General features: G+C 71.3%; 12 protein-coding genes. 4 read left to right on the forward strand and 8 right to left on the reverse strand.

Translation table 11 applies throughout. The features are described from left to right. The first annotated feature begins 80 nt into the window (after nt 1-80). Together IEY33_RS00595 and IEY33_RS00600 are read left to right on the forward strand one after the other, a co-directional pair. On the forward strand, nt 81-770 hold the full coding sequence (locus tag IEY33_RS00595) for a hypothetical protein (protein ID WP_188960297.1): 690 nt from the start codon (nt 81-83) through the stop codon (nt 768-770). Further along, on the forward strand, nt 767-1,459 hold the full coding sequence (locus IEY33_RS00600; protein WP_188960298.1) for an HAD family hydrolase: 693 nt from the start codon (nt 767-769) through the stop codon (nt 1,457-1,459). The genes IEY33_RS00595 and IEY33_RS00600 overlap by 4 nt, the downstream gene beginning before the upstream one ends. A 14-nt stretch (nt 1,460-1,473) precedes the next feature. Here IEY33_RS00600 and IEY33_RS00605 read toward each other — a convergent pair whose 3' ends face one another. Next, a complete protein-coding gene (locus tag IEY33_RS00605) occupies nt 1,474-2,322 on the reverse strand; it encodes an L-serine ammonia-lyase, iron-sulfur-dependent, subunit alpha (protein WP_188960299.1) in 849 nt (282 codons plus the stop codon). Then, nucleotides 2,319-3,038 carry an L-serine ammonia-lyase, iron-sulfur-dependent subunit beta gene (sdaAB, locus tag IEY33_RS00610; RefSeq protein ID WP_188960300.1) on the reverse strand — a complete coding sequence of 240 codons (720 nt, stop codon included), beginning with the start codon at nt 3,036-3,038 and terminating at the stop codon, nt 2,319-2,321. The genes IEY33_RS00605 and sdaAB overlap by 4 nt, the downstream gene beginning before the upstream one ends. 164 nt (nt 3,039-3,202) lie before the next feature. On the opposite strand from sdaAB, the gene IEY33_RS00615 reads away from it, so the two are divergent. Further along, entirely contained in the window at nt 3,203-4,066 is an 864-nt protein-coding gene (locus IEY33_RS00615; protein WP_188960301.1) for an alpha/beta hydrolase, read from the forward strand. 78 nt (nt 4,067-4,144) lie between these two features. Here IEY33_RS00615 and IEY33_RS00620 read toward each other — a convergent pair whose 3' ends face one another. Next, nucleotides 4,145-5,044, reverse strand: a complete 900-nt coding sequence (locus IEY33_RS00620; RefSeq protein ID WP_188960302.1) for a hypothetical protein — start codon at nt 5,042-5,044, stop codon at nt 4,145-4,147. 154 nt (nt 5,045-5,198) lie between these two features. On the opposite strand from IEY33_RS00620, the gene IEY33_RS00625 reads away from it, so the two are divergent. Beyond that, nucleotides 5,199-5,765: a cupin domain-containing protein gene (locus tag IEY33_RS00625; protein WP_188960303.1), complete on the forward strand. Its 567-nt coding sequence runs from the start codon at nt 5,199-5,201 to the stop codon at nt 5,763-5,765. 30 nt (nt 5,766-5,795) lie between these two features. On the opposite strand, the gene IEY33_RS00630 is transcribed toward IEY33_RS00625, so the two are convergent. The 5 genes from IEY33_RS00630 to leuS all read right to left on the reverse strand — a co-directional run bounded on the left by IEY33_RS00630 (nt 5,796) and on the right by leuS (nt 13,571). Beyond that, complete coding sequence (locus tag IEY33_RS00630; RefSeq protein ID WP_188960304.1) at nt 5,796-7,595, reverse strand: ATP-binding protein; 1,800 nt, start codon at nt 7,593-7,595, stop codon at nt 5,796-5,798. Beyond that, nucleotides 7,592-8,629: a DNA double-strand break repair nuclease NurA gene (locus tag IEY33_RS00635; protein ID WP_188960305.1), complete on the reverse strand. Its 1,038-nt coding sequence runs from the start codon at nt 8,627-8,629 to the stop codon at nt 7,592-7,594. Before IEY33_RS00635 ends, IEY33_RS00630 begins: the two co-directional genes overlap by 4 nt. 108 nt (nt 8,630-8,737) lie before the next feature. Beyond that, nucleotides 8,738-9,406, reverse strand: a complete 669-nt coding sequence (locus tag IEY33_RS00640; protein WP_229670647.1) for an MOSC domain-containing protein — start codon at nt 9,404-9,406, stop codon at nt 8,738-8,740. A 19-nt stretch (nt 9,407-9,425) separates the two neighbouring features. Then, nucleotides 9,426-10,703, reverse strand: a complete 1,278-nt coding sequence (gene arsB / locus IEY33_RS00645; protein ID WP_188960306.1) for an arsenical efflux pump membrane protein ArsB — start codon at nt 10,701-10,703, stop codon at nt 9,426-9,428. A gap of 375 nt (nt 10,704-11,078) precedes the next feature. Then, entirely contained in the window at nt 11,079-13,571 is a 2,493-nt protein-coding gene (leuS, locus tag IEY33_RS00650; RefSeq protein WP_188960307.1) for a leucine--tRNA ligase, read from the reverse strand. Nucleotides 13,572-13,671: the final 100 nt, after the last annotated feature.

Genomic DNA, 13,671 nt, shown 5'->3' on the forward strand with positions numbered 1-13,671 from the left:
GTGCAAGGCCCCCGGGTGCGCCCGTGCCCGCCACGCTGCCGTCCATCCTCCGGCGCGGGAGGATGCTCTAGCATGCCCGCATGACGGTGCCCGGCTCCCCACTCGAATCGCTGCTCTCGTACTACGAGCCGCTCTGCACGCTGCGCCGGGACTTCCGGGGCGCGGCGACGCTGCACACGCCCGGCTCGCCGCTGCTCGGCGCGAACGCCAGTTACCTGCTGCCGGGCACGCCGCAGGAGGTGACGCCGCTGCTGCGCGTGTGGCACGAGGCGCACGGCGCGCCGCCGCTGGTGGTGGTGGAGGGCGCGGCGTGGGGAGGCGCGGTGCCGGGCGAGCCGGTCGAGTCGTGGAGGGTCGGCGTGTACCGCCCGCAGCCTGAACCGGGCGTGATCGTGGTGGAGCAGACGTCGCGCCTGCACCTCTCGCGGTTCGCGGGCGTGCTCGCCGAGAGCCACGACCTGCCCGAGTGGGCCGCCCCGCTGGCCCGCAGTCTCGCCGGGCCGCTCGAACGCCTGCCGGACGCCGTGCTGCTCCTCGCGTACGCGGGCGGCGAGGCCATCGGGGCGCTGCTGTGGCAGGCGGGCGCGGCGCACCTGTGGGGCACGCTCGACCCGGCCGCCGACGCGCCCCTCCTGAATGCCGCCGCGTGGCTCGCGGACGGGCACGTCGTCACGAGCCTCCCGGACGACAGCCCCCTCACGCTGGAAGGGACGCGCGAGGTGACGTTCGCGCTGCTGTCCGGCACGTCCAGCGGTACAGTGGGAGCGTGATTTCAGGCATTCAGGCGGTCCTCTTCGATCTCGACGGTGTGCTCGTGGACTCCGAGCTGCTCGCCAACCACGTCTGGGTCGCGCTGCTCGCCGAGCACGGACTGCCGCTCACCCCGCAGGCGTTCATGCGGAACTCCGTGGGCCTCACGCATCAGGAGCTGTACGCGCGTCTGTCCGAGCAGCACGGCTGGACGCCGCCCGACGGGTTCCCGGCCCGGACGGACGCGGCCCTCGCGCAGTCCTTCGAGCGGGTGCCCGCCCTGCCCGGCGCGGCCGTCACGCTGGCCGCCCTGCGGGACGCGGGCGTGCCGTACGCCGTGGCGAGCAACTCGCGCCGCGACCGGCTCGACCTGAAACTGAGTGCGTCGGGCCTGCAGCCGCTCGTGCCGTACAGCTTCGACCCGGAACAGGTGGGCGGGCGCGGCAAACCCCTCCCGGACCTGTACCTGCACGCCGCGCAGGCCCTCGGGGTGGACGTGCGGCAGGCCGTCGTGATCGAGGACAGCAGCACCGGCGTCCGTGCGGGCGTGGCGGCGGGCGCGACCGTGTGGGGCCTGCTGGCGGGCGGGCACACGCACGACGCGCTGCCCGCCGAACTGCTCGCGGCGGGCGCGTCCAGGCTGCTGCACAGCCACGCGGAACTGCTTCAGGCCCTTCGACTGCCCGCCCCGGCCACGCTGCCCGGCTGACCGGGGTGCGGGCCTCAGCGGCCCATGCGTTCCGTGACGGCCAGCCCCGTCGGCGTCTGCGCGAGGCCACCCTCGGCCGTCTCGCGCAGCTCCAGCGGCATCATGCGGCCCACCTGCGCCATCGCCGTCACCACCTCGTCCGGCGGAATGAAGCTCTCCAGGTGCGCGAGCGCGAGCTGAGCCGCGCTCACGGCATGCACCGCGAAGAACGCGTTTCGGCTCACGCACGGCACCTCCACGAAGCCGCCCACCGGGTCGCACACCAGCCCGATGGTGTTCATGAGCGCCATGGTGGCCGCGTGCACGCACGCGCGACTGCTGCCGCCCAGCAGTTCCGTCACGGCGGCCGCCGCCATCGCGGCACTGCTCCCGATCTCCGCCTGGCACCCGCCCGCCGCGCCCGAAATGAACATCTGACGCGAGATCGCCTGCCCGATCCCGGCCGCCAGCACCATCGGCATGACGAGCGCCTCGTCCGGCAGGCCCAGGTGGTCCGCGACGCCCAGCAGCGCGCCCGGAATGGTGCCCGCACTCCCGGCGGTGGGGGCCGCCACGATGCGGCCCATGCGGGCGTTCTCCTCGTTCACGGCCATCGCGTACGCCTGCACGCGCTTCAGCAGGGGAGACTGCAGCACGTCCGGCGCCTCGTGCAGCCCCCTGGCGTTCCAGCCGACCATGCCCGTGATGCTCGGCGCGTCCGTCTGCAGGCCCCGCTCGATGCTGCCGCGCATCTCGCGGATGCGGCCCAGCATCGCGGCACGGACCGTGCCCTCGTCCAGCCCGCTCTCCTGGCAGTCCTGTTCCAGCACCCAGCGGGACGCCGGGGTGGGCGCCGCCTGAATGTCCGCCAGCGTGGGCGTCATGCGGTCGTCCCTGGCAGCACCGGCACGTCGCCGCCCCCGATGGTGTCGCCCGCGTCCATGATGGGCCGCACCATCCGCACCCAGTCCATTTCCGGCCAGCCGTTCAGGAACGCGAGCGCCGCGCCCGACAGGGCCTGGTCCAGCTCGATGCACAGCATCGCGTTTCCGCCGCGCTTCTCGCGCGAGCACACCAGCGCCGCGATGTTCACGTGATCGGCCGACACGAGCGACGCGACGCGCGCGATCACGCCCAGCGCGTCCGTGTACCGCAGCAGCAGCGTGGCGCTCGCCCCGCTGAAACTCACGCGGAACCCGTCCACGCGGCTCACCTCGATCACGCCGCCGCCCGTGCTGCTCCCGACCAGCGACACGCGGCCGCCCGCGGCGTCCTGCAGTTCCAGCTGCGCGCTGTTGGGGTGCACGTCGCCCAGGTCCACGTCACGGAACTCGGTGGTCAGGCCCGCACGGTTCGCCTCCTCGAACGCCTGCGGGAGGCGCGCGTCGTCCGGCGCGTACCCCAGCAGGCCCGCCACCACCGCGAGCAGCGTCCCGTGACCGCGCCCGGTCTTCGCGAAGCTCGCGTGCAGACCGATCCGCGCGTGTACGGGCGGCGCGCCCAGCAGCTGCCGCGCGACCAGTCCGATGCGGCACGCGCCCGCCGTGTGACTGCTGCTCGGCCCGATCATCACGGGCCCGATCATGTCGAGCAGACTCATGACCTGCCGCCCCCATGGCGGTCAGGTGACAGGAAACACAGGTTCATGCCCCGAGTATAGACAGGTGCCTTCCAGGTGCGTCCGGACGGACGTCAGGAAACCCTAAACGTCCCCTGCGACCACCGTCACACGCCCCGTTTTCCCTGATCGATACACTGGACCTCATGAAGAAGCGCGTGCTGTTCCCCCTCCTGCTGGCCGGCGGTCTCGCCGTCCTCGCCGGGTGTTCCACCAACTCCGTCCTCGGCACCCTCAATGCCGTCGCCGCCACCACCGGCCTCACCGTCAAGCGCGACCTGGCGTACGGCCCCGACGCACGCAACACGATCGACATCTACTCGCCCGAAGGCAACCCGAAGGGCGCCCCGATGCTGCTCTTCATTCACGGCGGCTCGTGGACGAACGGCAGCAAGAACGACTACAGGTTCGTCGGCGAGAGCTTCGCGCGGGCCGGGTACGTCACGGGCGTCATGAGTTACCGACTCGCCCCGCAGCACCGCTACCCCGCGTACATTCAGGACGCCGCGCAGGCGCTGAAATTCATGCGCGACCACGCCGCCGACTCCGGCGGCAACCCGGGTCAGCTGTACGTGATGGGGCACTCCGCGGGCGGCTTCAACGCCGTGGAACTCGTCGACAACGCCCGCTGGCTCGGCGAGGTCGGCATTCCCGTCACGGACGTGAAGGCCGTGGTCGGCGTGGCCGGACCGTACAGCTACGACTACCGCAACCTGCCGAGCGCGAACGCCTTCCCGGTCGGCAGCGACCCGGCCGACGTCATGCCGTCCTTCCACGTCCGCCGGGACGCGCCCCCGCACCTGCTGCTCGTCGCCGCGAACGACGAGGTGGTCGAGGCCGCCAACGCCGACAAGATGGAAGCGGCCCTGAAAGTGGTGGGTGTGCCCGTCACCAAGACTGTCCTGCCGGGCCTGAACCACTACACCATCGTCGGCTCGCTCGCCCGCAGCCTGACCTTCCTGGGCAAGACCCGTCAGGACGCGCTGGACTTCATGGCCGCGCACCGCTGATCCCGTACCGGTCCCCCCGGCACGACCTGCCCGCCCCCGCCCCGCCTGCACTCCAGGCCGGGCGGGGGCGGGCCGCATTCACCGTCCCTCGCGGACATGCTCCAGCATCTCCAGCGCGATCTCCAGCGCGATCGGCCCCAGCGGACTGCGTTCCAGCCCGATCAGCGTGGACAGCTTCGCCTGCCGCGCCGACGACAGCTGCGCCCAGCGGTCCAGGTCCGTGCGGTGCGTGCGGGCCGTCTCGTCCCGCAGCAGGCGCACCGCGCCGTCGTAATACCCGACGTTGAAGGCCGCGCGCGCCCGGCGCTCCTCCTCCACCAGTCCCAGCCCGCGCGTGGCGAGCAGGCACCGCCGCGCCTCGTCGTGCCCGCCGAACGCGTACAGACGCTCCAGGCTGTACACGCTGCGCGGGAAGCGCAGGCCCGCCACGGCCCGCCACACGTGCGGCAGCCGCACCTCCGACTCCGGCCAGCGGTTCAGGCGACTCAGGAGCGCCGGGTACAGCTGCGTCAGGGCCACCTCGCGCGCCGTCACGAGCGCCGTCAGCTGTTCCGACACGCTCGCGCCGCGCCCCGCCGTGAACGTCACGCCGCCCAGCCGCTCACCGGCCGCGTGCAGCAGTTCCTCACGGTACAGCGCCCGGCGTTCCGGGCTCAGGCCGAGCAGCATCCGCTGAATCCGCCCGAAATTCCCGGTCGGGTCGTACAGCACACGGCCCGTCGCCAGACGCGACAGGGGCGCCTCCGCCTGCGCGGTCTCCCAGTCGCGCCACGCGTCCAGCTTCTCGTACGGGAGGCGCTCCAGCCGCACGCCCGCACGCACCTCCGCGTGCGGCGACAGCAGGCCCCGCTCGAAGGTCAGCAGGGTCGGCACGGACCCCTGCCACTGCTCGTCCGTGCCGTGACTGCCGATGACGGCCAGCGCCCGCACCTTCCGGTCGGCGATCAATCGTTCCGCGATTTTCTCTGATTCCTGCACTTGACTCCTCGATTCTGAGGGTAGCGTACCGCTCTGCCGGGAAGTCCGCCACACGGCGCAATTGGAGTACTCTGACGACGTACGGTGCCCTGCCGCTGCCTCCCGCTCCGCACCTCCGCGCACCCTCCCACCGCGCACCGTTCAGGAGGTCACCATGAACACCCGTGAACCGCTCTGGATTCCGCTCGCCGCCCGCAGCCTGACGCGCCGGGACGCCGTGCGCGTCGCAATCTTCGGAACCGCGAACCTCGCCCTGCTGGGCCGCGCCGCCGCGCAGACCACGAGCACCCAGGCGCCCGCGCCCACTCCTGCCGTTCCGCCCGCCCCCCGCGTTCCGGCGGACTTCATGCTGGACCTGCCCGGCGTGCCGGTCCAGACCATCCCCACCGGTGTCCTCGCACAGAAGGGCAACGTCAGGGCGTGGCCCGCCCTGCAGGGCGTCAGCATCGCACAGGTGGAGATCCCGACCGGTACGGAACGCGCGCCGCACCTGCACACCAACACGCCGGAACTCGCCGTGATCCTGAGCGGCACGGCCCGCGCCGGCTTCCAGAACGACGCGAAGGAATGGATGGAGGTCGACCTGCAGGCCGGGCAGTGCGTGTACTTCCCGCTCGGCTGGCCGCACTGGCTGCGCAACACCGGCCCCGGACCCCTCACCGCGTACTTCAACTACGCGCATGAACTGCCCGCCACCGTCGAACTGCCGCCCACCAGCTGAACAGCGCGCCCACGCCCAGCCGCCGAACCTTCAGAAGCCGAACAGGTCGCGCAGGTCCTGGCTGTTCGTGCTGGGGGCCACCTCGTCCGCGCGGGTCGCCCAGGCGGGGAAGGGGTAGTTCACGAGGACCGGGTTCGGCACGTCCGGCTGACTGACGAGCATCGTGCCGGGCTGCAGGATGCCCGCCCGTGCCCGGAAGGACTGCGGCAGGAAGCGGTACTCGGGGCGTTCCGCTTCGGCCATGTCGAGTCGCCCGACCACGCGGATGGCGGCGTTGCTGACGATGCGGCGCTCCACCTCGCTCGCCGTCTGCTGCGCGCCGATCAGGATGATGCCCAGCGAGCGGCCGCGTTCGGCGATGTCGAGCAGCACGTCCTTGATGGGGCTGTCCCCCTCGCGCGGCGCGTACTTGTTCAGCTCGTCGAGGACCACGAACACGGTGTTCTGCTTGCGGCCCACGCGTTCCTTGTACTCGAACAGGTCGCGCAGCAGCACGCCCACCACGAACATCTGCGCGTGCCCGGACAGGTTGTGGATGTCCACCACGCTCAGCTGCCGGTCCTGCCGCGTCAGGTCCGGGCGGTACTGTTCGGCCTGCGCGGCGCTCACGTCGCCCCGGATGAGGGGCGCGAGGGTCTTCTGCACGCCGCGCAGGCGCCGCACGAAGGCCTGCAGGGTCGCGGCGGACTGTTTCGCCACCCATTTCGGGTCTCCCGCCCCGTCGTCCTGATCGAGGAGTTTGTACTCCAGGTAACTCACGAGTTTCGGGAAGGTGTCGATCTTGATGCCGCCCACGTCCGCGAACTGGATGTCCTCGTCGAGGGCCGCTTCGGGGTCCGGCTGCCAGTCGTCGACGCTCAGGTACGGGGTGTCGCCCGCCCGCGCGAGCCTGAACAGTTTCTCCTCGATGCTGCCGATCACGAAGCCGAGGTTCAGGCTGGCGCTGCGGTCCGAGAAGGCGTACGGCAGCATCCGGCGGCGGCAGAAGTCGCGCAGCGTGAACAGGAACGGCGTGACGCCGCCGTCCGTGCGGTGCTCCACGTGCGCCATGATGCCGTCCGCGTTCGGGCGGGGCGGCGCGAGGAACTGCACGTCCCGGAAGGCTTCGGTGGGCAGGCCCAGCAGCTCGTACCGTCCGGCCCGCAGGCGCTTCCCGGCCTGCACGCCCGCCTCGACCTCCTGCACGTTCCGGTTCGGCTTGTCGAGGAACAGCAGGTCCTCGCCTTTCACGTTGAAGATCACGGCCTTGGTCTGCGCGCTCTCCAGGCTCAGGGCGCGGCTGCGGAAGATGCTGTGCAGCAGGAACAGCGCGTAGCTGGTCTTGGTGGCCACGCCGGAAATGCCGGAGATGTTGATGTGCCCGCCGCTCTCGCCGTTCACGAAGCGGTAGTTGATGGGCATGATCTCGCCGCCCACCATCAGGCCGCCGGGGAAGGCCGCCTGCCCCATCTTGTCGGCGCTGAGCGCCATGCTGAGGTCGTGGCCGCGCGCGTGCCAGACGGTGTCGCCCGGTTCCGGCGGGACGAAGTCCTCCGGGTGGACGCGCGTCACGAGGACGCGGGCACTGTAACTGACGCTGGCCGGAAGGAGGCCCGCCATGATGTCGTCCACGTCCGACTCGAAGCCGACACCCTCGTGCCGCTTGCGGACGCTGTCCACCAGCCCGTAGAACGCGACTTCCTGCCCGTCGGGCTTGCGGGTGCGGGCCACCACGAGGTCGTCGAGCTGCACGCTCTGCCCCTGCGCGACCAGGAACCAGAACGTGGTGGGTGTGGCGTCCTCCGTGCCGAGCACCCGGCCGAGCAGCGGGGTGGGGGAGGGGCCGGTCACGCGACGCCCGCGACGTGCCCGAGTTCCGCCGCGATGTGCGCGCGGATGCGGCGCTCCACGAGGCGCGCGTCGCCGAGCGCGCGGCCCATCGCGTGCTCCAGCGCCGAGGTCGGGATGAGGTTCTGCGGGGCGCGCGGGTCCTTGTGCGCCACGCTGCCCAGCCGCGTGAGGAGCGTGCCGCTCAGCTGCGCGACGGCCCGCACGATGGGCGGCAGGAAGTCCGGCTCGTCCGGCGCGTACATCTCCAGCCGCATGATGCCCGCCAGCGGGTGCAGGTGCAGTGGCGCGTCCGCGAGGCGCACGTACCACGTGAAGCGCGGGAACTGGTTGTGGCCGTACTTCAGGTGCAGGATCGGGGTGCGCTCGCCGGGCCGCAGTTCGGACAGCAGCCCCATGCGGTCCGGCCCGAGGTACATGGTCTGGATGGTCTTCACGCAGCCGACGACGGCGCCGCCCATGTTCCGGCCGCGCAGCGTTCCGTCCTGCAGCGTCAGGGTCCGCAGCGCCTCGCGGTCGTCGTCCTCGTCGAGCGGCACGGCGGACGCCAGCCCGTGCGACAGTTCCTGCTCGGCCTGCAGCATCAGGCGCTGCACGTGCGCGGCGGGCGCCTGCGGGTGGTCCTCCCGGAACTCGGACGGGTGGTACTCCAGCTGGCCCGTCTGTGGGCTGCGCGGGGAGAGCCGCGCGAGGTCCACCGCGAGGCCCGGTCCGTGCGCCAGGACGCGCTGTGCCCGGACGCCTTCCAGCACGGCGGGCCGCGTTCCGTGCGGGCAGAGGTCCACGGCGCCCGCCACGAACGCCCCGTACCCCGCGAAGCTGCTCGCTCCGGCCCCGTCCTCGATCAGGAGGCGGGCCTCCATGCGGGGCTTGCCGTCCACGACGTACACGCGCTCCAGTCGCCTGGGGATGTCGCGGGCGGGCAGCGCGGCCCAGTGCGTGGTTTCCACGTCGATGAGCTGGCTGGTTTCGGAGGGGTGCAGGGACAGCTGACCGCCCTGGGTGTCCACGGGCCAGGGGTCGAGTCGAATACGCATGGGCAGCATGTTAGAGCATCTGAGCGGATTGCGCCCACCGTTTTTTGATCCGGACGGAACGCGGGCCGCCCCTGTCCACGGTCCGCGTTCCGCACGGGTGCCGACCGGTCAGCCCTTCAGTCTCGACAGGTACTCCTCGCGCACGCGCGCCGCGATCGGGGCCGCCAGGGACCGGTGCAGCGCCTCGGGGGTCGCCCGCGCGTCGTAATGCAGCTCGAACTCCTCCCCGACCGTCGGAAAGGCCGCGTCGCCCGGCTCCACCGTCAGGATGTCGCCCGCGCCGACCGTCCCGGGGCGCAGCACCCGGGCGTACAGGCCGGGCCGCCCCACGCCCCGGAACACCTTCACGAAGCCCGCGTCCCCCAGGTGCGCCGCGAAGGTCGCGCAGGGAATGCGCGGCGCCGTCACCTCCAGCACCACGCCCTCCCCGTCCTGTCCCTGCGCGCCGGGCGCCGTGAAGTGCAGGCGCGTCCCGATCCGCACGTCCGCCGACACGAGCCCCGACACGGTCAGGTTCTCCCCGAACGTGCCGGGTGCGGGCACCTCGCCCAGCCGCTCCGCGAACGCGTCGTAGTCCTCCAGGGTGTACACGTACACCGCCTGGTCCGGCCCGCCGTGGTACTTGCGGTTCAGGACGCGGTCGCCGTTCAGACCCTCCGCGCCCACCGGCACGCGACCGCCCACGGGGCGCTTGTCGATGCCGCTGCGGGACCGGTGGCGTCCCAGCACGATCTCGCGGGCCTCACCGACGTTCACGCTGACGATCTTCATCTGCATGCCAGCAGTCTACGCGCGCTCAGCGCAGCACCAGCCACAGGGCCAGCAGGCCCACCAGCAGCACCGGCGGCGTGAGGACCACGCCCGCCCGGAAGTACTGCCCCCACGACACGTTCAGGCCCCGGCCACGCAGCACGTGCAGCCACAGCAGCGTCGCCAGACTCCCGATGGGCGTGAGTTTCGGGCCGATGTCCGCACCGACCACGCTGCCGTACACCAGCAGGTCGCGCGCGTGCCCGCTCACGCCGCTCCCCTGAATGCCGAGAATGGCGGTCAGCAGGGCCGGCAGGTTGTTCAGGCCCGCCGAGAGGCCCGCCACGCTCAACCCCGACGCCAGCACCGCCCCCAGACTGCCGTGAGACGCCATGCCCGCCAGCCACGCCCCGTACCCGCCCGTCACGCCCGCCCCGCGCAGGCCGTACACCACGGCGTACATCGCCAGACTGAACGCGACCACGTTCCACGGCGCGCTCCGCAGGATGCGGCGCGTGGACACCGCTCCGGACCGCGCGGCCACCACGCCCACCAGCAGCGCCGCGCCGCCCACCACGGCGCACAGCGGCACACCCGCCCCCTCCGCCAGGAACGCGCCCGCCAGCAGCAGCGGCAGCGCCACCCAGCCCGCCCGGAACACGCCCCAGGACCGCACGGCGCTCGCCGGGTCGTCCAGGGCGGCCACGTCGTAGCGGCGCGGCAGCACGCGCCCGTACACGGCCAGCAGCACCAGCACGCACGCCGCCACCACCGCGAGGTCGGTGGGCAGCATCACGCGGGCGTACCCCGCGAAGCCCAGCGAGAAACTGTCCGCCGCGATGATGTTCGTGAGGTTGCTGATGGTGAGCGGCAGGCTGGCCGCGTCCACCACGAACCCCACCGCGAGCGCGAACGCCAGCGTGCCCGCCACCGGCAGGCCCAGCACCGCCGCGAGTTCCAGCGTGATGGGCGTCAGGATGAGGACGCCGCCGTCGTTCGCGAACAGGGCCGCGACGACCGCCGAGAACAAGGTCAGCAGCACGAACAGCCGCCGCCCCGACCCGCCGCCCCAGCGCGCCACCCACAGCGCCGCCCACCGGAACAGGCCTGCCGCGTCCAGCAGCAGGCTCAGCACGATCAGGGACACGAGCGTCAGGGTGGCGTTCCAGGTGGCGTGCCACAGGACCGGCAGGTCCGACACGTGAATCACGCCCGTCAGCAGGGCCGCCACGGCGCCCAGCGTCGCCGCCCTCGCCGCGCCCAGACCGCGCGGCTGCCAGATCACGAGTAGGACGGTGACGACCACGATGAACACGGCGAGCATCCGTCCAGGGTACAGGGCCGCGCGGGCACGGGCGGCCCGCATGAGGAATCGCTCAGGAGGTTGGGTGGCGTGCGCGGTCGCCCGCTGGGGGGACGGCAAGAAAAAAGAGAAGCGCGTGGCTTCTCTCTGGATGATCAAGGTTGTGGTACTGCCCCGCTTCCCTGCTCGCACGTCCGTTTTAACTTCGAGGTGGACGTCTCCCTCAAGTGCCCAGCATTGCACGATCCCGCCTTGCTCTCTGGGATCAGAACGTCAATCATACAGGGAACCGCGAAGCGCAAAGGGGCGAGGGACACAATTTGCGCTTCGGGTCACGCGGCTCGGCGCGGCCCGCACGGACGCCGCCCCAGGGGCGGCGTCCGTCCGGGGACCGGCTCAGCCCTTCACGACGATGTTGATGATCTTGCCCGGCACGTAGATCTCCTTGACGGTGTCCTTGCCGTCCAGGAACTTCGCGACGCCCGGCTCGGCCCGCGCGGCCGCCATCGCCTCGGCCTGCGTCGCCGTCTTGCTGATCGACACCTGCCCGCGCACCTTGCCGCTCACCTGCACGCCGAGCGTCACCGTGTCACGCGTCGCGGCCTGCACGTCCACGGCAGGCCACGCCTGCAGGTGCACGCTGTCCCGCTCGCCGCCCGCCTGCCACAGCTCCTCCGCCAGGTGCGGCACGACCGGCGCCAGCATCAGGTTGAAGAGGCGCAGCGCCTCGTCCCACACGGGCGTCCCGAACACCCGGCTGCGCTTGGCCTTCACGAGCACGTTCGTCAATTCCATCAGGCTGGACACGATGGTGTTGAAGCTCAGACGCTCGAAGTCCCCCGAGACCTTCGCCAGCGTGCTGTGCACCGCGTACCGCACGTCGCCGTCCGTCATGTCCTCGGCCGGGCCGGGCGCACGGTCCCCGCTGAACAGCGTGTACACGCGCGCCAGCCACTTGGCCGGGCCGTTGATGCCGCTCGGGTCCCACGGGCCGCCCACCTCCCACGGCGCGATGAACATCAGGTACGTGCGGACCGTGTCCACGCCGTACTCGCGCACGAGGTCGTCCGGGTCGATGACGTTCCCGCGGCTCTTGCTCATCTTCTCCTGGTCCGGCCCCAGGATGATGCCCTGGTTGCGCACGACCTTGAACGGCTCGCTCTGCGTCGTCAGGCCCAGGTCACGCATCACGCGCGTCCAGAAGCGGCTGTACAGCAGGTGCAGGATCGCGTGCTCGATGCCGCCCGTGTACAGGTCGATCGGCATGAAGCGCCGCGTGGCGTCCACGTCCACCGCCGCCGAATCCAGGTGCGGGTTCAGGAAGCGGTACATGTACCACGACGAATCCACGAAGGTGTCCATGGTGTCGGTGTCGCGTTCCGCCGGGCCGCCGCACACGGGGCACGTCGCGGCCTTGAAGACCTCGTCCGTCTTGAGGGGACTCTGACCGGCGGGCGTGAACGTCGCCTGGTCCGGCAGGCGCACCGGCAGCTGATCGGCCGGGACGGGCTGCGCGCCGTGCTCCGCGCAGTACACGATGGGGATCGGCGTGCCCCAGTACCGCTGGCGGCTCACCAGCCAGTCGCGCAGCCGGTACGTGGTCTTGGCGCGCGCCACGCCGCGCTCGCTGAGACGCGCGACGACCGCCTCGATGCTGGCCTTGCCGCCCGGCAGGCCGTCGAACTCGCCGCTGTTCACCAGCACGCCCTCGCCCGTGTACGCCTCCTGCGCGTCCAGCGGCATCGCCTCGCCGCCCTCTTGGCGGATCACCTCGCGCACCTCCAGCCCGAACTTCCGCGCGAAGTCGAAGTCGCGCCCGTCGTGCGCGGGGACGGCCATGATGCTGCCCGTCCCGTACGTCACCAGCACGTAGTCCGCGATCCAGATGGGCAGCTGGTGCCCCGTGATGGGGTGCGTGGCGTAACTGCCGGTGAACACGCCGGTCTTCTCGGTCGCGGACTGCCGGTCCACGTCCGTCTTGCCGCCCGCCAGTTCCACGTACGCCTGCACTTCGGCCGCCTGCTCCGGCGTGGTGAGGGCCGCGACCTTGCGGTGCTCGGGCGCCAGCACCAGGAACGTCGCGCCCATCAGGGTGTCGGGCCGCGTCGTGAAGACCGTCTCCACCCCGGCGGGCGTGTCGAAGTCCACCTCGGCACCCACGGACTTCCCGATCCAGTTGGTCTGCATGGTCTTCACGCGTTCCGGCAGGTCCGCGTCCCCGAACTCCAGCAGCTCGTCGGCGTACTCGGTGATCTTCAGGTACCACTGGCTCAGCTCGCGGCGCTCCACGGCCGTCCCGCAGCGCTCGCAGTGCCCGTTCACGACCTGTTCGTTCGCGAGGACCGTCTGGTCCTTCGGGCACCAGTTGACGAGGCCGCCCTTCTTGTACGCCAGGCCGCGCCGGAACATCTCCGTGAAGAACCACTGGTTCCAGCGGTAGTATTCCGGGTCGCAGGTGTTGAACTGCCGGCTCCAGTCGATCATGGTGCCCATGCGCTTGAACTGCCCCGTCATGTCCGCGATGTTCTGGTACGTCCAGGCCCTGGGGTCCAGGCCGCGCTTGATGGCGGCGTTCTCGGCGGGCAGGCCGAAGGCGTCGAAGCCCATCGGGAACAGCACGTTGTGGCCGTTCATGCGCATCCAGCGGGCGCGGGCGTCCGGCGCGACGTACGCGTACCAGTGCCCCATGTGCAGGTTCCCGCTCGGGTACGGGAACATCGTCAGGGCGTAGTGCGCGGGACGGCTCGGGTCGTCCTGGAAGGTGTACAGGCCCGCCGCCTCCCACCGCTGCTGCCAGCTCACCTCGAAGGCGTGCGGGTTGTACCGGTTGCCGCGCTCCTCCTCGACGTGAACGGGGGACGGGTTGCCTGAAATGCTCGAATCGGTCATGAGGTACTCCTGAAACGGAACTGGAAGCTGAAAGGGAAAAAGGCGGCAACAAAAAAGCCCCGGCCGTGCAGCCGGGGACGGAGCGAACGCAGCCTGGTGG

This window comes from Deinococcus aquiradiocola (assembly GCF_014646915.1).
Taxonomy (GTDB): Bacteria; Deinococcota; Deinococci; order Deinococcales; family Deinococcaceae; genus Deinococcus; species Deinococcus aquiradiocola.